The following is a 23,748-nucleotide window of genomic DNA, read 5'->3' as shown; positions in this document are numbered from 1 at the left end:
TTACACTATATCAAAGCTCACTTTATTTGGCTACAACTTTCTCTTACTACAAACTGAGTTGGAATAAGAATTTTCTTAGGAATCTTTCGTCCAGTATGAAGGTGCTCCTTGATCGTTTCAAATGCAGTTTCTCCCATAAATTCTGTATAAACCTTAACTGTTGTAAGTGCTGGCGTTAGAAACTGAGCTGTATAAATATCATCAAAGCCAATAATGCTTATATCCTTCCCTACTACTAGCCCTTTTTCACTTACTGCTTTGTACGCACCTATAGCCATAGGATCACTTGCCACAAAGAATGCCGTTGGATAGTTTTCCTTTTCTAACGCTTCTTTCATCAGCCTATACCCTACTTCAGGTTTAAATTCTCCCTTTAATAAGAAAAGTCTATCCTCTAGTTCCTTCTCTTTCATAAATTCTAAGTAGGTATGCTCGCGTTCATCATCAATACTTTTTTCTCTACCATCTATATATTCTTCTCCGCCAATGTATCCTATTTGTCTATGGCCTAATTCATACAAGTAATTAAGCGCCTTTAACGTCCCTCGTTTATAATCTGTTAAAACGCTATCATACACTTCCTCTTCTGGTGAAAAATCTACAAATATAATCTCTTTACACAAACTACTTAAATAAGTTACTTCTTCTTTTCCAAACTTACCAATTGCAATCACACCATCAAAGAGTTTACCTTGTGTTTTTTCATGTGTTGGCGTAATACGTTTAAACTCAATATTTTCTTTATCACATAATTTCTCTACCGCAATACGTATTGCCAGATAATAAGGGTCTCTTAGCTCTTCTTCTTCTGTGTACCACTGAGCAATCCCAATTGTAATAGGTTTTTCTTTCACCTTTCGTTTGCTATTTGGCACATAATCTAAAGCTTCGGCGGTTTCAAAAATACGTTTTTTCGTTGCTTCTGATACATTTAAACTCTCATCAAAGTTAAGTACTCTAGAAACCGTCGCAATGGATACACCAGCTTTGGCTGCCACTTCTTTAATGGTTGCCATCTCCTCACTCCTTTTAGTAAAAACTTCATAACTGACTTATGTATTCACTTATTATAATATACTAATTATCGCCTCGCAACTTTTACATTTTATTTTAGTAAAAATACTTGATTTATTTTACTAAAATTTTATAATAAAACTATAAACAGTTTTACCTATCGCATTTATTCTTATTCAATTTACTTTTTTAGGAGGATTTTATGAATTTATTAGAACTTCAAAATCAATTTAAAGTATTATTTAACGAAGAAGCTTCACATAAATTTTTTGCCCCTGGACGCGTTAATCTTATAGGGGAACATATTGACTATAATGGGGGGCTTGTATTTCCTTGTGCCATTACTTTAGGTACATATGCACTTGTTAGTGTTCGCGAAGATAAAAACTTTGCTGTTTACTCTGAGAATTTTAAAGAACTTGGCACTATGAACTTATCATTACATAATCTAGACTTTAAAAAAGAAGATAATTGGACAAATTACTTAAAAGGTGTTTTAAAATATCTTTTAGAAGCTGACTATGAAATCACACATGGTCTTAATATCCTTGTTTATGGTAATATTCCAAATGGTTCAGGTCTTTCTTCTTCTGCTTCTTTAGAAATCTTACTTAGCAAAGTATTTAGCACACTTTATGATTTAGAACTTAAACCTACTGAAATGGCACTTTTAGGAAAAAAAGTAGAAAATGAATATATGGGCGTAAGTAGTGGGATTATGGACCAATTCGCTATTGCTCTTGGTCAAGAAAATAGTGCCCTTCTCTTAAACTGTGGTACACAAGATTTCGAACATATTCCATTTAAATTAGATGACTACCAAATTGTAATTATGAATACAAATAAACGTCGTGAACTTGCTGACTCTAAATATAATGAACGTTTTAACGAATGTACACAGGCGCTTAAAATACTTCAAGATACTTATCCACATATTAAGGCAATCTGTGATTTAGGTGAAAAAGAGCTTGCTACTTTAGATAGCATTCTTACTAACCCTATTCTTTATAAACGTGCTAAACATGCAATCTCAGAAAATCTACGTGTTATAAGTGCTACAAAAGCCTTAGCTAGTAATGACCTCGTTACATTTGGTAAACTTTTAAACGCTTCTCACACTTCGCTTAAAGAAGATTATGAAGTAACTGGTAAAGAACTTGATACTTTAGTATCTGCTGCGCTTGAAGAAGAAGGTACTCTAGGGGCACGTATGACTGGTGCTGGCTTTGGCGGCTGTGCTATTGCGATTGTTCAAAATGATAAGGTCTCTGACTTTATGAAGCATGTAGGCGATAAATATGAAGCAGCTATTGGTTACCCAGCTACTTTTTATATTGCCTCTATTGGTAATGGTCCTTCTGAACTATAAGAAACCTATACCAACTTAACAAATTTATTGTACGTAAACTATCTTAAAGGAGATAACCATTATGAAAATTTTAGTCGTAGGTGGAGCCGGTTATATTGGTTCTCATGCAGTTAAACAACTTCTTGAAAAAGGTATAGAGGTTGTCGTTATTGATAATCTCGAAACTGGACATATTGAAAGTATTCCTGCTGGTGCTGCTTTTTACCTAGTAGATATTCGTCATAAAGATGAACTTAAAGCCGTTTTTGAAAAAGAAAAAGTAGATGGTGTTATTCACTTTGCTGCCAACTCTTTAGTTGGTGAGTCTATGAGTAAACCCCTTAAATATTACAACAATAACGTAGGCGGCAGCGAAACACTTTTAGAAGTTCTTGTAGAAGTAGGTGTTAAATATATTGTTTTCTCTTCTACTGCTGCTACTTATGGAGATATCAAAACAATGCCTATTACGGAAGATATGCCAACTTGTCCTACAAACACTTATGGTGAAACAAAACTTGCTATTGAAAAAATGCTTAAATGGACAAATACTGCCCATGATCTTCACTATGTATGCCTTAGATACTTTAATGTAGCAGGTGCAGATAAGAGTGGTACAATTGGTGAAGCTCATACAACAGAAACTCACCTTATCCCACTTATTCTTCAAGTACCTCTTGGGCAAAGAGAATTTATCACTGTATTCGGCAATGACTATCCTACAGAAGATGGGACTTGTATCAGAGACTATATTCATGTAACAGACTTAGTCGATGCCCACCTTCTTGCTTTAGATTATTTAATGAAAGGTGGCGAAAGCAATATTTTCAACTTAGGCAGCAATACTGGCTACTCTGTTCTTGAAATGATTGAAGCTGCTAGAGCAGTTACTGGCCACCCAATCCCACTCAAAATGGGAGAACGTCGCAGTGGTGACCCTGCCCTTCTTGTTGCTTCTTCTACAAAGGCTAAAGAAATCCTTGGCTGGCAACCTCACTACACAGATATTAAAGAAATTATTGCCTCTGCTTGGAAATGGCATGCTTCACATCCTACTGGTTACAAAGGAGTTTAATTATGAACCATTTATATGCACTAATTGATACCCTTATTGCCCATGGCATCCAAAATGAACTTATTAGCAAACGTGACGAAATTTATGTACGCAATCGTCTGCTTGCTGCTTTTAATACCTCTGAATATGAGGCTTCTTCTGAAGTTTTAGATTTTGATTTATATGAAACACTTGATGCTTTAGCAGCATTTGCTGTAAAAGAAGGACTCATTGAAGATAGTATTGCCGAAAAAGATATCTTTACAAGTAATCTTATGAATATCTTCTTACCTGCTCCTTCTATGGTGGAAAATAAATTTTGGACACTTTATGAAAAAAGTCCTATAAAAGCAACAAATTACTTTTATCATTTAAGCCAAAATGTAAACTATATTAAAATGAGCCGTATTGCTAAAAATGTACAGTTTAAAGCCAATTCTCCTTATGGGGATATTGATATTACAATCAATCTCTCAAAACCAGAAAAAGACCCTAAAGAAATTGCACGTCTTAAGACTGCACCACCTAACAAATACCCTTCATGCTTACTTTGCATTGAAAATGAAGGATATAATGGTACATTAAGCTTACCTGATCGTGCTAATCATCGTACCATTGCCGTAGAACTTAATCATCGTCTTTGGAGACTGCAATATTCTCCATATCTCTACTACAATGAACACTGCATCTTCTTATCTGAAAAACATGAGCCAATGCATATTAGTAAAGATAGTTTTTATACCTTATTATCTTTCACCAAAATGTTTCCTCACTATTTCATTGGTTCTAATGCAGACTTACCTATTGTTGGCGGTTCTATTTTATCTCACGAACATTATCAAGGGGGTTGCTATGAATTCCCTATTCATCGTGCGGGTACATTATGGGACTTTACTATCAGTAAATATCCAAATGTAAAATGTTCTGTCTTAAATTGGCCAATGTCTACTATTGAGCTTACTGCTGACAGCTTAGAAGATGTCGCTGAATGTACGAATTACATCTTTGAAACTTGGAAAAATTATTCCGATGCAGCAGTAGATATTATAGCTTACACAGATGACACACCACATAATACAGTTACACCTGTTGCTAAAAGAAAAGATGGTAAGTATTCTATGCTAGTAGTGCTTCGTAATAATCGAACAACAACTGAACATCCGCTTGGTATCTTCCATCCACATGCAGATGTACAACATGTGAAGAAAGAAAATATTGGACTTATCGAAGTAATGGGCCTTGCTATTTTACCAGGACGCCTCCTTCAAGAACTAGAAGACATCAAAACCTATATTATAGGCAAGCGTACGGATGTTGCACCTTATCATATGACTTGGGCAAATGATTTAAAGGAAAACTATGATGGCAGCGACTTAACAGCTTATGTCCAAGCTGCTCTCGGCAAGAAATTTACACGCGTCTTAGAAGATGCAGGTGTCTTCAAACTTACAGATGAAGGCATTGCTCACTTCAAGGCTTTTACAGAAAACCTCTAATATTCTCTTCTAAAAAAGCCTACTAAGATCTATCATGCTACATATCACAGTGTTGCCAAATCGGTCTGTTAGAACTAAAAAGAGGTGCTGCGAAACTATAAATAGTTTCGCAGCACCTCTTTTGATTACTACATATCTTTATTTATTAACTAAATATTCCAATACCTACTGTTACTATACCTACTATTAAAGTATAGATTGCAAAAATCTTATATTTATCTGTCTTCACAAGATAATCAATCATTTTAATAGAAAGAAATCCTACTACTGCCGCTACTACAAATCCTATAAACATTGGCACAACTTCTACAGTTGCCCCAACTTCTAAGGCATCTTTGATTTCCACTAAGCTTCCTGCAAAAATAGCTGGAATACCTAAAATAAATGAAAACTGCACAGCAAATTCTTTTGAGAAACCTGAAATTAGTGCGCTCCCAATCGTAGATCCTGATCTTGATACCCCTGGAAGCAGGGCAAATCCTTGAAATAATCCAATGAATAAGGCATTGCCATAAGTCATCTCTTTAACATCTTTTGTCCCATTATCCTTGCGATCTGAAATAAATAAGATAGCTGATGTAAATAAGAAACAAATTCCTAAAAAGATTAAACTTCCTGCTTGAACAATACTATCATAAATTGATTTAAATGGATAAATAATAGCTAGCGGAATGCTGGCTACAATAAACATGATAATCATCTTACGCTCATCATTCATATTTTTTAAACTAAACTTTAATGTAAATAAATCGCCTAACATACGAAAGGCTTCTTTTATAAGCTTCCAAATAGTTTCATGGAAAGCAATAAAAACAGCTACTAATGTTCCTAAATGTAATAGTGCCATTACAAATGTAGCACTTGAACCTTCCATATTCGGTGAAAAGTGTTGAAACAAGGCAATATGCCCTGAACTAGAAACAGGTAAAAATTCAGTAATTCCCTGGATAATTCCTTGTACAATGGCTTCAAAAACTGACATATGTACACTCCTATCTTTATCGTTTTATTTGATTTTGACCAAATCCTTCCCTATTATACAACTTTCACTATGGTAAAACTATAAAGATAGGCGTTTTTTAATCTAATTTTCATTTTTCTTATAATTCCACAGGTGCAAAACGTACACGAATTTGTGGCAACTTCTCTACTTTTGTATAGTAATTTTCCATCCAATCTTCGCCTTGACTTGGGTCATTTTCTCCAGTTGCTGGGGGTGCAAATATTTTAAGTGTTAAATCTATCTCTTCTGTTAATGGCTTTTCAAAGAAAGCTGACATTAAATCGATTGTTTTTGCCTGAGGTGATTTATAGAACCATTTTCCATTTAACTCCATCATATAATTTTCATCCCCCTCAAAAGTCACTTCACAGAAGGTAGGATTTTTTTCAAAATGAAGTGGAATTGCTAAACCTGTTGCATCCTCTGCTCCGCCCCATCTAAGTGTCACGGGAAGATTTATCTCTTCTCCAATCGTCATTTGTGGCATGAAGTAGTCTTCATGAATCATTTCCTTATACACCTTAAAAATAGGCTGTTCAATACCCACTTCACTATTATTAGGATCTTCTATCTCTAGACCTAATCTTCCTCTATCTCTAAATTGATACATTGTAAATCCCGTAAACCATGTGGCATTGTCTTCACGAATAAGGTCCAAGAAGTTTCTGACCATAGCCGCCTGTTCATAAGGCCCCGTTACATCTCCATCTGCATTTAGTTCTGCCATTACCATAGGTTTAGCAATGCCGCCATTAAGCTCTTTATAACGCTCAAATGTAGCTTTTGTAAGGGCATATGTATTTTGATTTTCATAGCGTTTATGTGTCTGCCCTCCTGTTTCTGCTACATCATAAGGCCATCCCCAATGTAGCGCTAAATATTTATCAACAGCCCATACATCTGCGGCTAAAATAGTTTGTTTAAATTCAGCTTCTTTTTCTAACTCTTTTTTATCTAAGTTTTGAATATCTGCAGCACAGATAACTGTTTTTACATTTGGGGCATATTCTTTAATAATATTATGAAATCTTACAAAGAAATCTGCTACTTCCTGATAACTATAACGTTTATTATGCGTGAACCAGTCTCCTGTTGCCTCGTGATTAATACGTAAGAACATACGGCCAAATGTTCTAAGTTCTTTTGCAACAGCAATAAGATATTCATCACTAAGACCACAATCAATTGTTAATGTCAGATTTACATCTTGTCCATGGCGTCTGATATCCCTCATATATGTAAATGGTTCATCTTCCATAGTGCCATTAAGTCCACCTTTATAAGTAAAATAATCATCATAAGGATAATCCCAAGCAAATTTGACATCAGGACTCGCATGTACCACACTGGCACGTCCTGGCCATCCTGCATCTTTTGGATAATAACAATACATTAAGCTAATCGCGCGGTGTGGACGCCCCATCTTATGTAAAATATAATCTTGATTAACATATTCTCCTCTTTCACTACCATCACCTAAATCTACTGCACATTTTGCACTACCCATGTGTAAATTATAAATTTTATTCATAGTCTCCTCCATAAACACTTTTTCTAAACTTTGTTCTAAATAGTATTTATTTTTATTATAATTCACTAAATCATTCTTGTTAATCTAATAATATAGACATGATTTCCCCCAATTTTTATACATTAATAAAACTGGCTATCCCCTTTAGGTTCTAGCCAGTTTTTATTCGTCTTCTAATTATCTTCCTTTTTTGTCTTATGAATGAATATTTACTAAGACATCATAATATTCCAAGAAATATGGTTCATCTTTATAATACTGTACAAAGTATTTTATCGTATCACTAAGGTCTATATTCCATCTCGGATCTTGTAATTTTTTATACCAGGGTACAATAGCCCCATCTAATAATTTCTTCTTCTCTTCTTTGATAAACTTTGAATTCAACCCATATTGATTAAAATAATATAATATATCCAAATAATCCTTAATGATAAATTTTCCCCAATTATATGAAGTAGATTTTGCCCCCATAAGGCGTATATATTTTCTATTAATCATCACAAATAAAGGATTTTTTTCAAGTATACTATAAATTAAATACATATGATTTATGCTAGTTTTTATAAATTTTTGTGGTTCTCTTATTTGGCTAAATGCCTTTTTTTCTAAAATGATGCTAGATATTCCTGTTGCACCATAGGAAGTCTGCCTTAAAAACTCACTCATGCCACTATATAATGTTGCTTCTGCCTCTTGATAAATTTGCCGTATAAATAAAACTGCGCACTGTCTATACTGATTAATAATAGCTTTAATGCGTGGTAACGCATCAGGATAAAAATAATCATCATCACTATGCCATAAGCAATATATACCTCTTGCCTCATCAATTACTTTAAAAATATTTCGATCCGCACCAATATTACTATCATTCTTTATATAGGTTAAGTTATTATACTGCTTTTTAAAATGTAAAATGATTTCCTCCGTATCGTCATCTGATGCATTATTAATAACTAATATCTCAAAATCTGGATCATTACCTATTTGTTCATATATCGTTTTTAAATTTTCTTTTAAATAAGCACTTCGATTATAGGTGGGGATGCCTATTGTTATTAAAGGTTGCACCGTCATACAAATTGCTCCTTTTAATCATTAACTTTTTGTTTTCTCATAAAATCTTGAATCTGTTCTTCACAAAACATATAGACATTACAATTTGTATACGCCTTATACCAATCTACTGTGTACTGTATCATTTCTCTCCAGTTTAAAGTAGGATGCCATTTTAAATACCAAAATGCTTTAGTAATATCTAATGTGAGGAGCTCCGCCTCATGCTCAGTAGCCTCGACTACTTGCAAACTGCCTTTTCCATAGGCATCAATAAGCGCTTGTGCCACTTGCTGAACGGTTAAAATCTGATGACTATACGGACCAAAATTCCATCCCTCACAAAAAGCCGTAGGATTTGCCCACATTTTTTCTCCTAACATTAAATAGCCACTTAAGGGTTCTAGTACATGTTGCCACGGCCTAATAGCATGTGGACTTCTAATTTCAATAGGTTCTCCTTTTTCTATACTCCGAATACAATCTGGAATTATACGATTTTTAGCCCAATCTCCTCCCCCTATTACATTACCCGCACGTACAGAAGCTATAGATTTATGATGCGAAGTGTAATCCTTTGGATTCATAAAGGCGCTTCGCCACGAATTAATGGCGATTTCAGCTGCCCCCTTAGAAGAACTATAAGGATCATAACCACCTAATGCATCTTCTTCTCTATACCCCCATATTTGTTCTTTATTTTCATAACATTTATCAGTTGTAATAAAAATACCCACTTGTTTCTTCTGACTACTTCGCATACATTCCAGCACATTAATAGTCCCCATTACATTTGTTTCATAAGTATACACTGGCTCTTTATAAGACCATTTCACAAGCGGTTGTGCTGCTAGGTGAAATACAAAATCAGGTGCATACTGATCAAAGACTTTTTGCAACTGCTTTCTATCTCTTATGTCCCCTCGAATATCTTCCATCTTATGCGTTAAATCGGTTAATACAAAGTTATCCTTACTGGTTATAGGTTCTAATGCATAACCAACTACATTTGCACCTAATAACCTGAGCCATATTGTAAGCCATGAGCCCTTAAAACCCGTGTGCCCTGTAACTAATACCGTTTTGCCTTTGTAACATGCTCCAAACTCACTCATGATACTCCTCCTTACAAAGTGCCTTAACGGTCTCACTAATACCTTCTTTAAAAGCGATTTGAGGCAAAAAACCTGTATCCTCTGTAAGCTTTGTTATATCTGCACATAAATACATTTTTGCATCCGCCTTGTAAGGTATTTCGCCAAACTTAGCCGTATGACCTTTTCCTAATACTTCTATCATTTCTTCTATATATTGCTTTAGTGAATAGGCTTTGCCACTTCCTAACACATAGATGCTACCAGGCTTCCCTCTACTTCCAATTAAGGCCATTGCCCTTGCTGCGTCATCTTCATATAAATAATCCCAGATTTGTTCACCCTTTGTAAAAGCTGCCTGCCCTGTAGCAAGAAGCTGTTTTAATGTGGACATAATCATCGTATCTTTTCTGTCATGCGGTCCATAAATACTTACAACCCTTACCCACATATGCTGCATGCCTATTTCCTTTGCAAAAAATTGACTCAACCTACCAGCCATATATTTTGCAAAACCATAGGCATCTTGAGGACAAGTAGGTGTTTCTTCACTTAATGGCTTCTCCCATATACCATACTCTGCCTGAGACCCAGCACCTACAAAAGTCTTACAGCCTAATTCCTTTGCTAACCTTAGTGCATCTAATGTGTAACCTATATTCTTCATTTGTACTTTTATATTATTTCTTGTCTTAGCCTGTGTACCTATCCATGCAAAATGATAAAAGATTTCATATTCAGACCTGATAACTTGTTTTATATCTTCTAAATAAGCTAAATCACCTTGTATAATCTGAATGCAAGAATGCTTTGGGATGTTTTTTATTCTGGTTGAACCTGGTGAACATATGGCTAATATTTTTTCTACTCCCTGTGATAACAAATAATTCATTAAACTTATCCCCAGCATACTTGTTGCACCTGTTATAACAACTCGCCTCAGCATCATTACCAGACCTTCCAAAAAGCTTTATTCTCTTCCCAAAGTTTATTGAGCATCTGCATCTCTCTCTCATTATCCATACATGCCCATTGTCCAGGATGCTTATAAACACCTATTTCTCCTTTTGCTGCTAGCATCTCAAAAGTCCCATATTCTAAATCACATTGAGGGTCTAAAGATAAATAATCTAACAAGCCTTTATTAAATACCATATATCCACCATTGATTGTCTCTTGTGAAGAAAAGGCCTTTTCTTTAAACTCTACTACTTCATTTTCCTGTATTTTTAACTCTCCAAATCTTGCTGGAGGATGAACGCCTGATATTGTCACTAACTTGTTATTGGCATTATGAAATTTAATAAGCTCTTGTATATTAATATTAGCTAACCCATCTCCATAAGTTAATAAATTTACCTCATCCGTTAAATACCCTTCTATCATTTTTAGCCTTGCACCTTTTAAAGTATTAAGTCCTGTATCTATTAATGTTACCTTCCAATTTGTTTCTTCATGCTGGTTGTGGAAAATAAACGACTTTGTACTCAAATCTACGGTGAAATCCGTATTTTTAATACAGTAGCTGGCAAAGTAATCTTTTATAACTTGAGCCTTGTATCCTAAACATATTACAAATTCATTAATACCATAGTAAGAATATATCTTCATAATATGCCATAGGATAGGCTTGCCACCTATCTCTACCATGGGTTTAGGTATAGAATCTGCAATTGTCCCTAGCCTAGTGCCACGGCCACCTGCTAATATAACTAATTTCATCTGTATCCCCCATTTTAACCTATTTAAAAACAAATGCTTACTTTTATAGGTTCAGTGAATTTCTCTCTATTATATTATATGTAGCCCCTCAAAAATGGACACATTTTTTTATTTTCCGTCCTTTTACCACGTATATCCTCTTTCAATATATTTCATAATACGTAGTCTTTTTTCAAAATATGGTTCATCCTTATAGTACTGTTCATAATACTTCATTACCTCAGACATTGTTATTGTTATAGGGCTTTTGCGCCATTTACGATAACAAGGAATCACCTGTTCTTCTAGCATACGCTTCTTCCCTGCTTTTATATCTTCATCACTTAACCCTTTTCCTTTAAAATAGTTTAATATATCTATATAGTTCTTGATATAAACTTCCCCAAAACTGTAATTGCCTATAGACCATGTATAACTCATAAGCTTTGCTCCTATGATTAGGAAACGCCTATTTTTTGCTAATAAGCTATATAAGATATAAATTTGATTTAAATGCGAATAAAGGAACTTATCCCTCTCCTTCAGTGTATTATAAACCGCTTTATCAATAATGGCCGAACTAATAGAGGCTGCTGTAAAGGACACCTTATCTAAAAACTGTGACATTCCTTCACATAGTTCATTGGGACGTACGTCTTTATGTCCTCTACTTATAAAGTAAATAGAACATTGCGGGTTTTGTTTTATAATATCTACAATATATTTGATTGCACCAGGCACAAAATAATCATCATCTCCATGTAGTAGACAATACCTTCCATTTGATTCTTCTACTAATTTAAATATATTACCATCAGCTCCTATATTTTTAAGTCTTTTAATATATATAATATTTTTATAGCGCTGCATAAACTTTCGAATCACCAACTCTGTTTGGTCCGTAGAAGCATTATTGCCAATAAGTACCTCTATCTCCTCTTCATTTGCTGCCTCTGGAAAAATAGTATTAAGACATTTCTCCAATTCTTCTGCCCGATTAAATGTAGGTACTGCAATTGTTAACAATGGCTTACTCATCTTATTTCGCCCTTCTATTCATTATAATAAATTCATGAATAATATCTGACATATACTGAAGCTTTTCTTTGTTCATTCCAGGATAGACGCCTACCCAAAATGTATTCATCATTACTGTATCTGTATCCGTAAGTTCTCCTACAATGCGATAATCCGTTATTTCATTAAAGCAAGGTTGTTTAACCATATTTCCAGCAAAAAGCATCCTTGTCTGGATATGCTTTTCTTCTAAATAGCGCACCATCTCATCTCTAGTAAATCCTGCATTTTCTTTAATAGTTATTAAAAATCCAAACCAGCTTGCCTCACCATTTAAAACTTCCTCAGGTAAAATAATGACATCCTTTAAATCATCCAGTGCATCTCTTAAATAGCGCCAATTTGCTCTTCTCTTCTGAATAAAATCTGGTAACTTTTCTAGCTGTGCGAGTCCAATAGAGGCTTGCATCTCTGTGACCTTCAAGTTATAACCCAAGTGAGAATATACATACTTATGATCATATCCGAAGGGCAGTTTACCATGTTGACCTAAAAATCTTCTCTTGCAGAAATTATCTACCCCTGAAGGGCAACAGCAATCTCTTCCCCAATCTCTAAAAGAATCTACAATACGTTTTAACAACAGGTTATTGGTATAAACAGCACCACCTTCTCCCATGGTAATATGATGTGGTGGATAAAAACTAGAGGTACCAATATCACCGATTGTCCCTGTATATTGCCACCTTCCTTCATAAAAGTATTTAGAACCTAATGCATCGCAATTATCTTCTACAAGCCATAAGTCATACTTACTGCAAAACTCTTTTACAGCCTTTAAATCAAAGGGATTTCCTAATGTATGTGCAATCATTACAGCTTTTGTTTTTTCACTTCTTGCCTTTTCTAACGCCGTAACATCGATATTATACTGAGGTAATTTAATATCTACAAAAACGGGTATTGCACCATATTGCACAATAGGTGCAATTGTGGTTGGAAAGCCTGCAGCTACTGTAATAACTTCATCACCTTTTTTAATTCTTTTTTCTTCTAATTTAGGTGATGTCAATGCCATAAAGGCGAGTAGATTTGCTGAAGAACCTGAATTGGTTAGACTACAGTACTTAACACCTAGAAATTCGCTAAACTTCTTTTCAAACTCACTCACATATTTGCCGGATGTGAGCCAAAAGTCTAGGCTACTCTCTACTAAATTCATCATTTCATTTTCATCGTATATTCTGCCACCATAGTTAATCCAATCACCCTTTTTAAAATCTTCTTTTTTATGTGTAAGTGTATAATACTCCTTTACTTTTTCCAAAATCTCTTTTCTTAAGGTTTCCTCCCTTTTCATCTTATTCACCCCTTTCATCCCATAGCGGAATTAACATCGCTTCTTGAAGTTCCTCTCTTGTTAATAAAGGCTCCTGATCTTCAATTGGTCTTCCCATTCCCAATTTAGGTGTTACATATGTTACCTCTGGTAATACGACTTCAAATATATATGGCTTATTATCCTTTAAATAAGGTGCAATATTTAATAACTCTTTCTGACTTTTTATTTTCATGGATGTAATCCCATAAGCATTACCTAATGCTACAAAATCTGGTGTGCTATATCCTTTCATGGTTCCCTCATATCTAGACTCAAAGTACATTTCTTGAAATTGTCTAATCATACCTAGGCATCTATTATTTAAAACAAATATTTTGAGCGGAATCTGCTCTCTTATAACTGCCTGCAACTCTTGAATATTCATCTGCATACCGCCGTCTCCAGCAATTACACATACCTGACGTTCTGATGCCCCTGTCCATGCGCCAATGGCACTTGGCAAAGCAAAGCCCATAGCCCCCATTCCTCCTGATGTAAGCAATCGCCTTTTCTCATTAATTGTCATACTCTGCGCTGTCCATATCTGATTTTGACCTACATCTGTACATATAATGGCATCTTCTTGCAGCATACTGCCTATACTTTGAATCACTTTATTAACAAACTGATTTTGAACATATTTTTGTTTATAGCTTTCAATTTTCATTTGCCAAGCTGTTAAATCTAACGCTACATGTTCTACCTTAATTTGCTTATTAAGCTTTTCCAAAAAATCTTTTAAATCACCATGAATCTGTATAGATTTTTCTATTGCTCTTCCAAGTTCATTTTCATCAATATCTACATGTATAATCGTAGCAGCTCTTGCAAAGGATTCTGGCTTTGTACTTATTTGCCTTCCTGTTAATCTAGCCCCTAATACTAATATAAAATCTGCATTAGCCACAGTTAAATTTGCATATCTTACACCATATGCGCCCATAAACCCTACATATTCCTTTTGCTCATGACTCAAGCTATCTAGCCCCATAAGCGTAGATACAACTGGAATATGTGTTCTCTCTACAAACTCCTGCAGCTGCCCTATAGCCTTTGCCTGCCTTATTCCTCCCCCCACTAATATCACCGGTCTTTTAGCCATCTGTAACCTTCTTGCGACTTCTTCTACACATTTCTTATCTATTACTGGCTTGTTATTTATTAGTTTTTCTTTGTACTCCTTACTCTCATAGTAACTTTCTAATAAGCTAGGATTAACTTCTGCATTTTGAACATCCATTGGAATATCTAATAAAACAGGCCCTGGTCTCCCTTCTTTTGCTAAGTACATTGCCTTTTGCAGATAATATAAGATTTTTTCTTTTTGCCATATTGTTCTTGCATACTTAGTAATTGGCTTTACAATACTTACAATATCCGTTTCTTGAAATCCCACCTGTCTTACTGCTGCTGATTTCTTATATTCCTTGCTATTTACTTGACCCGTTATATAAATAACTGGAACAGAATCAAAGAAACTACTTCCTATACCTGTTATTAAATTGGTTGTACCAGGTCCACTTGTTGCAATAGCTACCCCTATATTTTCTGTAATCCTTGCATAACCTTCTGCTGCAAAAGCTGCCCCTTGTTCTTGATAATTAGAGAAAAAGCACATCTCCTCTTTTTTTCCAATAGCATCTACAATTCTAGTAATTGCACCGCCTTGATAACCAAATATAACCTTTACTCCCTGCCTACTTATAAAGTCTATTATATACTCGGAAACCTTCACGCCCTCCTCCTCCTCTAATGGCTTCTAAACATTTCTAATACATTATATGTATGCCCTTCTAAAACGCCACCCCTTTCCCTTCTCTTGATTTTTAAAACAAATGTACCCTTATTTTCTAAGTTATACAATCAAAAAAGGAGATATTCTGATCCTTATTCTCATAATATCTCCTCTATGATATTCTATTTGCTTCTTCTGTAATCTTATGAAAACCTTCTTTTTAATAATGCTACACTCTCTGCTGTATGTGTATCTTTAGCTCTCGTCACCTTTCCAAAGTGATAGCAATAACAATCCTTAGCTAATATCAGCTTATAACCTGCCTCTATTAATCGTCTTGATAATGCATCATCCCCTCCTGATGTATACACAAAATATTTATCCCAAAAACCTATGCCACTTTCTGCTAATAATATTTCTGAGTTATATAATGCAATAGGATTATATAATAAATTACGGCTTTCCCATCTACTTGGGTCAGATATATTATTTTTCTTTGCAAATTCTTCGCCTTCTTCTGGCGTCAAATTACTATCCGCTACACATTGACTCTTAATGCCTACACCTGGCGTAGAAGCTACAATCATAGCAATCTTCTTATCTGATGTCATACACCTCATGAGATTCGTCACAGAATTTGTCATGACTAAAACATCATTGGAGATATCGAGTAAATATCTTCCTTCACAGGCCCTTGAACGTATAGCAATATAGGAATTCAATACATTTTCTTTCATCCATATAATCTTTATAGGTTTAGAAATTTTATCTCTTAATGATTCAAAGTATTTTTGAGTGTCATCTTCTGAACCATTATTAATAAGTATGAGTTCATAATTTAAATCATTTGGTGTATATCTTATAATATGGTCGATACATCTTTTTGTATAATCTAAATGATTATATGCACTTACTACAAGAGATACATCATATTTATACTGTCCTTTTTTTACCGCTGCATTAATATAACGATTACTTACCATCTTAGAAAATTCATTCTCATAATGCCACTTTTCCTTCTGCCTTTCTCCGAACACAGATGTAAAAAAATAAAAATCATAAATCAAATCTTCTAATATTGGAATCAATTCAAATTTAATTTGATCTAATGCTAACTGCTCCTTCTTCTGAACCAAATCCCTAATATTCTCCAATGAAAATATTGCATTGATACAACATGATGGTGTATTAATAAACTTTTCTTCTTCTTTTATCTTTACACCTATTTTTCTACTTAGTTTTAAAACCTTTATCATTGACTCTATATATTGCTCAAGTCCTGTAAAAATTTTTGCCTCTACTTGCCCCTGCAAATATTCCGCATCTTTTAGTACCTTCTGAAGCCGTTCTAATGTATTCTTTATAACTGCTGTATTATGATACATATACTAGCTCCTTTCTACTTTATCTTCCATGCCTTTAAAACAGCTTCTTTTTCTTCTCCTTCTATCATCTGACCTGAAAATGCCTTAAATATAGTTTCAAAACTATTATCTACATTTTGTTCATGAACTGTAATTAAATAATTTCTTCCTGCCAAATACTCACTCTTATAATTTTTTGTAGCCTGCCAATGTGACTCGCATAATCGCTTAGGGTAAATCTCATCAAAATTTTCTTTGGTATATACTGAAGCATAAAATGAAGGTGATGGGTGAAAAATCCTAGCTAGTTCATTAGTGATTTCATTATATAAGTATCCTTCTCTACACATAATCGTTAATGTTTCTTTATTTGGCTTAAAAGCCCTTAGTTTTTCAATAAAATCATCACTATACATATTATCACTATCAATTACAACATGATATAATGTATTACAATTTGCTAGATGCCGTCTTAATATAGGCTGTATTCCTATGATTGCAAACCGAATATTAGGTGGTAACTTTTCATACTTTTTGAGTTCTTCTTTTATAATCCCGTAGGTTGCTCGTGTACATCTTATGATACATGTAAATTCTGAATTTGTTTGATGACGTAAACTGTTTACGGCATATTTCATAAGTATCTCCATGCGTCTTTCAATCCACTCCCTACTCTGTGCCTTTACAAAATTACGCTGCAATTTTACATACATAGGATGTGAATAACTTACGCACTTACTAATATCTACATTTAATGCTATATCAACAACTACGTCTATATTTTTCATTTTATCCCCCTTATTATTACTACAGATGATATTGCTGCTTAATTATCTGCCAGTTACTTAATACCTGCTCTGTTCCAAATACCCTAGGTGCTATATTTTTATAGTTTCCATAGCTATTCTTATCATGTAATATAATCATATACATAGGCGTGCTTATAATAGTATGTCGAAAACGTTGCATATACCAGTGTCTTATAAAATGATAATATCTATAAGACTCTAGATATTCTTTTACCTTAAAAATCTGTGTATAAAATGGTGGTGAAGGTGACTCGTACGCATCTATAATGCCTGTATATAAGTTATACACATATCCCTTTGTAAAAATAATTAACCCTTCGTCTTCTTTTTCATTATACGCATGTAAATACTGCATAAAACTAGGATGATACATGTCATCACTATCTAAGGATGAAATAAATACTTTATCTACGTCTTTAATATATTCTTCTATCACCTTATTGCGCTTAGAAGTAAAAACAATATTAGGTGGTAATGGTGGATATTCCTTTAATATTTTCTCAACTAATTCTTCACTGCTTTGATGTACAGATATAACTGCTATAAAGTCTTGATTTGTCTGCATCTCTAAGCTCTTTCTTGTACACAGATTAAAAATCTCTAATCTTTTTCTAATCCATTCTTCTGATAAACAGTCTACCTTACACCTAGTAGCAACTTCTTGATCCGAATTAAATCTAATTGCAATAATATATTTTTTCATCTTGTTCCTCCTAGTTTATAAAATTATTAACAGGTATACTATTTTCACTAGTAGGCAATATCAAAAACTCTACCTTGTCTGTATAAATTGTTGGGAAGTCCTTAAACTCGCTATAATTAAATCCCTTGATGCTATTATAAACACTAAAATAGTTCATATATTCCTTTAACGTACATACAAATGCAAACCCTTCAAACTCATCATAGGATTTTAATGGATATGCCTTATTTCCTTTTACATAATAGCCTTTTTTAAAACGAATCATTTTTTCCTTACCATTATAAGACTTAAAAAAATCTACAGTGTTAAATGAATAAATTGATTCCATTGGTAAACTAATAAATATTAATCTATCATTTGCTGTTAGCTTTAATGTTTTTATATAGGCCTCAATTCGGCTTAAAAGATATCGTTTAACCCAAGTATTAATCCCATCCTTCGTGCCTAACTTAGGAACAAATACAATTGGATGCCCTTGAACAATCATTTTACTCTGTTGTATTTCACTACTTAATGGCTTAGGATACTCGATGAAACACCTATAGTCTCCATTTGTCTGATTCATCAAATTAGGTAAAATATATTTATTGAGATGATTTAACTTAATACGAACCTTTTCTGCAGACTCCTGTTTAGAATAGTTCCACTCTAATCTGAAAATAATATAATTTTTCATCTTATCACCTATCCTAACTCTTATTTCTACTTCTATAGTATGTTATTCTCGGGCAATTAGTGTTTATTCTATAGCCTAGCACCTTGATACTAATAGTACTACATCTACTGAGCTTTACATATGAATATAATATCCATTATAACTATGGCTAAAATCCTCACCCTTTATCCTAGTGTTAAATGCTTTATAGCAAAAAAGAAGATGCCACAAAACACACCTCCTTTTTGTTATAAAATTACCTTAGGTATAGGCATATCACTTCATTCGCCACCTATACTGTATTTTTCTGACTTTAATTAATCAAAAATATGTTTATCTTAATGTCTTCTCCATTTTTTTCTCCCCATACGCTAATCTCTGTTTCTTCTGAATAAGGATAATGTATTGGTACTGCTTGCTTAATAGCTTCTATGCTTTGTTTGCCATATTCTAATACAACTATGAATCTTAATTCATATTCATAATTGCTACATGCTGCATTAATCTGTATAGCTTCTATATTTGAAATCACAATATTTACTTCTTGATTACAGGGTATCTTCATGTTATATGAATACCAAAGCTTAGGCGGAAAAATCTCTACTAATGCCTCATTACTTATAGCTATTGGTGTAAGAGCACTAGCATATTGTAGCGCTATTTTTGCCGACGTTAATGCACGGATAGTGTTTGGCATATCTATAACTTCAGCTTCAAAGGTCACAATACTATTTTTACACTTTAAATCTATCATAAGGTGATCTATTTGGTCACCTACTAGGCAATTATTTACCTTTAAAGTTCCGTCAATATACTTTAGATTTTTGTCTAAAGAGATAGATAAGTATGCACTCTCTATGTTTTTCCCTGATAACTTCCTTATTACTGCCTTGTACTTAATTCTATCGCCTAATACTGCCTCAGATTTATGAGGTGCTAAGCAAATTACTACAGGCCCTACCACCTGATTATCCATAATTAAAGTTATTGCTGAAGTTGTTCTTGTCTCATACACTTCTCCATTTTGTGTAAATCTAATATATGCCCACTCTCTTATCATATGATCTAGTGATGTTGGCATCCTCTTAATTATTGCATTAAACACTACTGTGTGCTGTTCTTGAGGCATTAAATCCGGAATTTGTAAGTTAAATAGTATTTGATTTGCACTCACAACCTCATTGATTCCTATAGAATTGTCTTCAACCTCTAGGCTTTTATCAATTATATCCGTTAAATAAATCTCAGTAATCGGTTCATCTGATATATTCGTTAGTGTTATTGTATAACTAATAACATCTCCTACTTGTGCTTGGGATGTATTGACTTCTTTAATGGCTGCCAATAAACGGTTTTGTGTAATGCTCATTTTATACTCTCCTCCTCTTATATAATCTTTATTTTAATGCTCTCCTAAGCATTACTTTAATCTATCTGCTTCAACACTCTTGTTACTATTAATTTATTCCAATTCACCTACATTGTTACTTTTTTTGCTAAATATATACTTCTTCGCTATGGTAACGCCTTCTCATAGTGACACTTAAATTTTGTGTGCATATAATATCATGAGGGGAACCTCTAGCAACAATTTGTTAAAAATGGAGGGATTATCTTATGCGATCTAAAGATTCATCTTATCACGCAGATTCTAACAATACTAATCACAGACATCATCATCGTCACTGTCATCATAATCACTCACTAGATTATTCACCTTGCCCACAAACACCATATAATGATGTACCTTCAGCTGTTCCTTGTATGCCACCTTATTATCCATGTTCTTGTCCTCCAAGAACAGCTAATCCTGGTTACTCTGCACCTAGTAACTCTTACTTTTTCGCTACTACTCAGGGAGCTACCTTAACAACAACACCTACATTTATTACCTTTACACCACAGGCACAGTCTTCCAATATTAAAGGTACCTCTCCTACTATTACATTTGCCAAAGATGGCACTTATCTTGTTCAGTTAATCGCACCTATTACAACTACTGCTAACTATACAGGTACTGCTACTGTTTCTATTGGCACAAATATATCTGGAGCTATTACTACTGTTGCACCTAGAAGTTATTCTTCTACAACATTAACAGCTGGTCTTACGCAACTACCACTCATCTTCTCAGCTATCGTTACTGTTTCTAATATCTATGCAACATCTGCTCCTACCACATTGTCTTATAGCATTAATCTTTCAACTGCACCAACTACCGGTTCAGTTTCTTTAGCAGGTAGCACAATTGTTGCTCATAGATTAGCATAATACTAAAAAGAGCTATTACAAATGTATTTGCAATAGCTCTTGATTTATGTTAAAAAGGAGGCTTAATATTGAGTAAATATAAAGTTGCGGTTTATGCTATATGTAAAAATGAAGAAAAGTTTGTTGAGCGATGGTATCATTCTATATGTGATGCTGATTATATTGTAGTCCTCGATACTGGCTCTGAGGATCATACACTTTCTAAACTCAAACAATATCCTATTATTGTTGCTCAAGAAATCATTACACCCTTTCAGTTTGATAAAGCACGTAACAAAGCACTCGAAATGGTGCCTTCAGATGCTGATATATGTATTTCTATCGACTTAGACGAGGTCCTTACCCCTAATTGGTATAACGAACTCATCAATCAGTGGCAACTTACTACGTCTGCTGCATATTGCCGCTTCGTATGGCATTTTAATACAGACGGCTCTGAAGATGGGGTATTTTGGCCTATGCGTATTCACACTAGACATAACTTTATATGGACTCATGCAATTCATGAAATACTTACTTACACAGGTAATCAGCCTTCTTCTATTATCTATTTGAAAAACTTTCAATTTAACCATCACCCAGATCCTTCAAAACCTAGAAATTATCTTAAACTCCTTGAAGAAACAGTTAAATCATCTCCTAATGATGCGAGAGACTTGTTTTATCTTGGCAGAGAATATATGTATACAGGTAATTGGCAGAGTTGCATTCAAACCCTTTCTAAATATCTTATGAATCCCCTTTCCTGGAACGAAGAACGAAGTGCCGCACTCCGTTTCATGGCTAAATCTTATTTACATCTTAATCAAACATCTGAAGCTATTACCCATTTAGAAGCCGCCATCATAGAAGCACCCTGGGCTAGAGAATCTTATATTGACTTAGCTTATATTTACTATGCACAAAGCAATTGGCAAAAAACTGCTGAGTATGTGCATAAGGCGCTGAGTATCACCAAGCCTTCCGAAACCTTTATTAATGATGGCTATGCTTGGGATGCAACCCCTTATGATTTAGGCTGTATTGCATACTTCCATTTAAAGAACTATGCACTTAGCCTTGCTTGTGCTTATAAATGTTTAGAGTTTTCCCCTAATGAACAGCGCTTTGTTCAAAATGCTAAGTGGATTCAAAACTACATTCTTTCTCAATCATTTTAACACTTGCTTCATCAAGGAGGATTTTATGGAGACCATTCTAACACTCCGGCAAAAAGAATTTAATAAACGTTTTGAGCGCCTTCTATTTGCCACTAAACAACATTTACGAAAAAAGGAAAACTCTTGCCTCAGTAGCCCCATACATGTTGTATATGTGCTCAATCATACCAGTGTCTGCGGTGGTGTTAAAATCATATTAGAGCATGCCCACTACTTAACTTTAAATGGTATAAAAGTTACATTGATTTCTCATTTTAAACGTCCTACATGGCTTAACTGGGAAGGTCATTATTTACAGATTCCCTTTACAGAAGAACTAACTTGTGGCATTCCTCAATGCGACATTATTGTTGCCACCTACTGGGATCATATTCAAGCTTGCATAGATACACATATCGCTCCTGTTATTTACTTTGAGCAAGGCGACTATCACTTATTTGAGCGTCATACTATTTCTTCTGATTTATTGAACTTTATAGATACTCAGTTTACTCTTCCAAATTTTTTTATGACTGTTACAACACCTGTTGCTACACTTATAAACATCCTCTATTCACAGCACTGTACAGTTATTCCTAATGCCGTTAATACCGATTACTTCAACTTAAATACCACCTCCTTTAATCATTCTCATCCTTATATTCTGATGCTCGGTTCCGATGAAACACCCTTTAAAGGTTTAGACGAAATACGTATTGCATATAAACGCCTAAAAATGTTTTTGCCTTATTTGGATTTAATTTGGATTACACCTACTGCGCCCTTGTTACCTCATTTTGAAACAGCCCTTACTGTTGTAAATCCTGCTCAACAAATAATTGCCCAGCTTTACAGAGGCGCCTTAGCTTTCATTTCTGCCTCTCATTATGAATCGTTCTCTCTTCCTGTTTTGGAAGCCATGTCTTGTGGTTGCCCTGTAGTTACCACCGATAATTTAGGTATTCATGAATATGCACTTCATCATATTAATGCACTCATAACGCCAATTAATAATATTGATACCCTAACGGAAACTATCTTTACACTTCTTACCTCTCCGAAACTTCGATTATCATTAATTAAGGGAGGCATAAAAACTGCTAAAAACTATACTTGGGCCTCTAGTATCTCTAAACTCATTTCTTTTTATAAACAGGTTGCTCAATATGAAGTATCCCCTGTATAAGGCATCTATTCTTACGCCTAAAAGGAGCTGCCACCTTTATCACTTATGATTTAGGGCTAGCTCCTTTTTATTCTATCTATTATTAAGTATTTCAATATAAAGTCGCCCCATTATGAAATTTATTTAGAAATTTGTCTCCTAAAAATATATTATATCTCAACTCATTAAATTGCGTTTTTTACAACACT

General features: G+C 34.2%; 21 protein-coding genes. 6 read left to right on the top strand and 15 right to left on the bottom strand.

Features of this window, described 5'->3' with window-relative positions; all coding sequences use genetic code 11:
* Positions 1 to 17: 17 nt before the first annotated feature.
* On the bottom strand, positions 18 to 1,016 hold the full coding sequence (locus tag AC1VAQ_RS11845) for a LacI family DNA-binding transcriptional regulator (protein ID WP_302596873.1): 999 nt from the start codon (positions 1,014 to 1,016) through the stop codon (positions 18 to 20).
* A gap of 200 nt (positions 1,017 to 1,216) precedes the next feature.
* Between AC1VAQ_RS11845 and AC1VAQ_RS11840 the strand changes: the two genes are divergently transcribed.
* The 3 genes from AC1VAQ_RS11840 to AC1VAQ_RS11830 all read left to right on the top strand — a co-directional run bounded on the left by AC1VAQ_RS11840 (position 1,217) and on the right by AC1VAQ_RS11830 (position 4,912).
* Positions 1,217 to 2,383 carry a galactokinase gene (locus tag AC1VAQ_RS11840; RefSeq protein ID WP_302596874.1) on the top strand — a complete coding sequence of 389 codons (1,167 nt, stop codon included), beginning with the start codon at positions 1,217 to 1,219 and terminating at the stop codon, positions 2,381 to 2,383.
* A gap of 61 nt (positions 2,384 to 2,444) precedes the next feature.
* Positions 2,445 to 3,437, top strand: coding sequence for a UDP-glucose 4-epimerase GalE (gene galE, locus AC1VAQ_RS11835; RefSeq protein WP_479903952.1), 993 nt, complete (start codon positions 2,445 to 2,447; stop codon positions 3,435 to 3,437).
* A gap of 2 nt (positions 3,438 to 3,439) precedes the next feature.
* The gene (locus AC1VAQ_RS11830) at positions 3,440 to 4,912 is read left to right on the top strand and encodes a UDP-glucose--hexose-1-phosphate uridylyltransferase (RefSeq protein WP_302596876.1); all 1,473 of its coding nucleotides are present in this window, start codon (positions 3,440 to 3,442) and stop codon (positions 4,910 to 4,912) included.
* A 145-nt stretch (positions 4,913 to 5,057) separates the two neighbouring features.
* Here AC1VAQ_RS11830 and AC1VAQ_RS11825 read toward each other — a convergent pair whose 3' ends face one another.
* From AC1VAQ_RS11825 to AC1VAQ_RS11760, 14 genes are all read right to left on the bottom strand, one after another.
* Positions 5,058 to 5,894, bottom strand: a complete 837-nt coding sequence (locus AC1VAQ_RS11825) for an undecaprenyl-diphosphate phosphatase (protein ID WP_302596877.1) — start codon at positions 5,892 to 5,894, stop codon at positions 5,058 to 5,060.
* A gap of 118 nt (positions 5,895 to 6,012) precedes the next feature.
* Positions 6,013 to 7,446 (bottom strand): glycoside hydrolase family 26 protein, encoded by a 1,434-nt coding sequence (locus tag AC1VAQ_RS11820; protein WP_302596878.1) that lies wholly within the window; start codon positions 7,444 to 7,446, stop codon positions 6,013 to 6,015.
* 195 nt (positions 7,447 to 7,641) lie between these two features.
* Complete coding sequence (locus AC1VAQ_RS11815) at positions 7,642 to 8,526, bottom strand: glycosyltransferase family 2 protein (protein WP_302596879.1); 885 nt, start codon at positions 8,524 to 8,526, stop codon at positions 7,642 to 7,644.
* Positions 8,527 to 8,540: 14 nt separating this feature from the next.
* A complete protein-coding gene (gene rfbG / locus AC1VAQ_RS11810; RefSeq protein WP_302596880.1) occupies positions 8,541 to 9,620 on the bottom strand; it encodes a CDP-glucose 4,6-dehydratase in 1,080 nt (359 codons plus the stop codon).
* Positions 9,613 to 10,548 carry an NAD-dependent epimerase/dehydratase family protein gene (locus tag AC1VAQ_RS11805; protein ID WP_302596881.1) on the bottom strand — a complete coding sequence of 312 codons (936 nt, stop codon included), beginning with the start codon at positions 10,546 to 10,548 and terminating at the stop codon, positions 9,613 to 9,615. The genes rfbG and AC1VAQ_RS11805 overlap by 8 nt, the downstream gene beginning before the upstream one ends.
* Positions 10,548 to 11,321, bottom strand: a complete 774-nt coding sequence (gene rfbF / locus AC1VAQ_RS11800; RefSeq protein WP_302596882.1) for a glucose-1-phosphate cytidylyltransferase — start codon at positions 11,319 to 11,321, stop codon at positions 10,548 to 10,550. Before rfbF ends, AC1VAQ_RS11805 begins: the two co-directional genes overlap by 1 nt.
* Before the next feature lie 123 nt (positions 11,322 to 11,444).
* A complete protein-coding gene (locus AC1VAQ_RS11795; RefSeq protein ID WP_302596883.1) occupies positions 11,445 to 12,338 on the bottom strand; it encodes a glycosyltransferase family 2 protein in 894 nt (297 codons plus the stop codon).
* A 1-nt stretch (position 12,339) separates the two neighbouring features.
* Positions 12,340 to 13,677, bottom strand: a complete 1,338-nt coding sequence (gene rfbH / locus AC1VAQ_RS11790; RefSeq protein ID WP_303243841.1) for a lipopolysaccharide biosynthesis protein RfbH — start codon at positions 13,675 to 13,677, stop codon at positions 12,340 to 12,342.
* Position 13,678: 1 nt separating this feature from the next.
* A complete protein-coding gene (locus AC1VAQ_RS11785; protein WP_302596885.1) occupies positions 13,679 to 15,433 on the bottom strand; it encodes a thiamine pyrophosphate-binding protein in 1,755 nt (584 codons plus the stop codon).
* A 203-nt stretch (positions 15,434 to 15,636) separates the two neighbouring features.
* Positions 15,637 to 16,818, bottom strand: a complete 1,182-nt coding sequence (locus tag AC1VAQ_RS11780; RefSeq protein ID WP_302596886.1) for a glycosyltransferase family 2 protein — start codon at positions 16,816 to 16,818, stop codon at positions 15,637 to 15,639.
* A 14-nt stretch (positions 16,819 to 16,832) separates the two neighbouring features.
* Positions 16,833 to 17,585, bottom strand: coding sequence for a glycosyltransferase family A protein (locus AC1VAQ_RS11775; RefSeq protein WP_479903951.1), 753 nt, complete (start codon positions 17,583 to 17,585; stop codon positions 16,833 to 16,835).
* A gap of 19 nt (positions 17,586 to 17,604) precedes the next feature.
* Positions 17,605 to 18,309, bottom strand: a complete 705-nt coding sequence (locus tag AC1VAQ_RS11770; RefSeq protein ID WP_302596888.1) for a glycosyltransferase — start codon at positions 18,307 to 18,309, stop codon at positions 17,605 to 17,607.
* 10 nt (positions 18,310 to 18,319) lie between these two features.
* The gene (locus AC1VAQ_RS11765) at positions 18,320 to 18,985 is read right to left on the bottom strand and encodes a hypothetical protein (RefSeq protein WP_302596889.1); all 666 of its coding nucleotides are present in this window, start codon (positions 18,983 to 18,985) and stop codon (positions 18,320 to 18,322) included.
* Positions 18,986 to 19,277: 292 nt separating this feature from the next.
* Entirely contained in the window at positions 19,278 to 20,333 is a 1,056-nt protein-coding gene (locus tag AC1VAQ_RS11760) for a DUF11 domain-containing protein (protein ID WP_302596890.1), read from the bottom strand.
* Positions 20,334 to 20,581: 248 nt separating this feature from the next.
* Between AC1VAQ_RS11760 and AC1VAQ_RS11755 the strand changes: the two genes are divergently transcribed.
* From AC1VAQ_RS11755 to AC1VAQ_RS11745, 3 genes are all read left to right on the top strand, one after another.
* Entirely contained in the window at positions 20,582 to 21,235 is a 654-nt protein-coding gene (locus tag AC1VAQ_RS11755) for a hypothetical protein (protein ID WP_479903950.1), read from the top strand.
* Between the two features lie 68 nt (positions 21,236 to 21,303).
* Positions 21,304 to 22,395: a tetratricopeptide repeat-containing glycosyltransferase gene (locus tag AC1VAQ_RS11750; RefSeq protein ID WP_302596892.1), complete on the top strand. Its 1,092-nt coding sequence runs from the start codon at positions 21,304 to 21,306 to the stop codon at positions 22,393 to 22,395.
* A 25-nt stretch (positions 22,396 to 22,420) separates the two neighbouring features.
* A complete protein-coding gene (locus AC1VAQ_RS11745) occupies positions 22,421 to 23,560 on the top strand; it encodes a glycosyltransferase family 4 protein (protein ID WP_479903949.1) in 1,140 nt (379 codons plus the stop codon).
* Positions 23,561 to 23,748: the final 188 nt, after the last annotated feature.

Source organism: Cellulosilyticum sp., from assembly GCF_982396655.1.
Note: the sequence above shows the minus strand (reverse complement) of the source record. Positions and strands in the feature narration are given on the sequence as shown.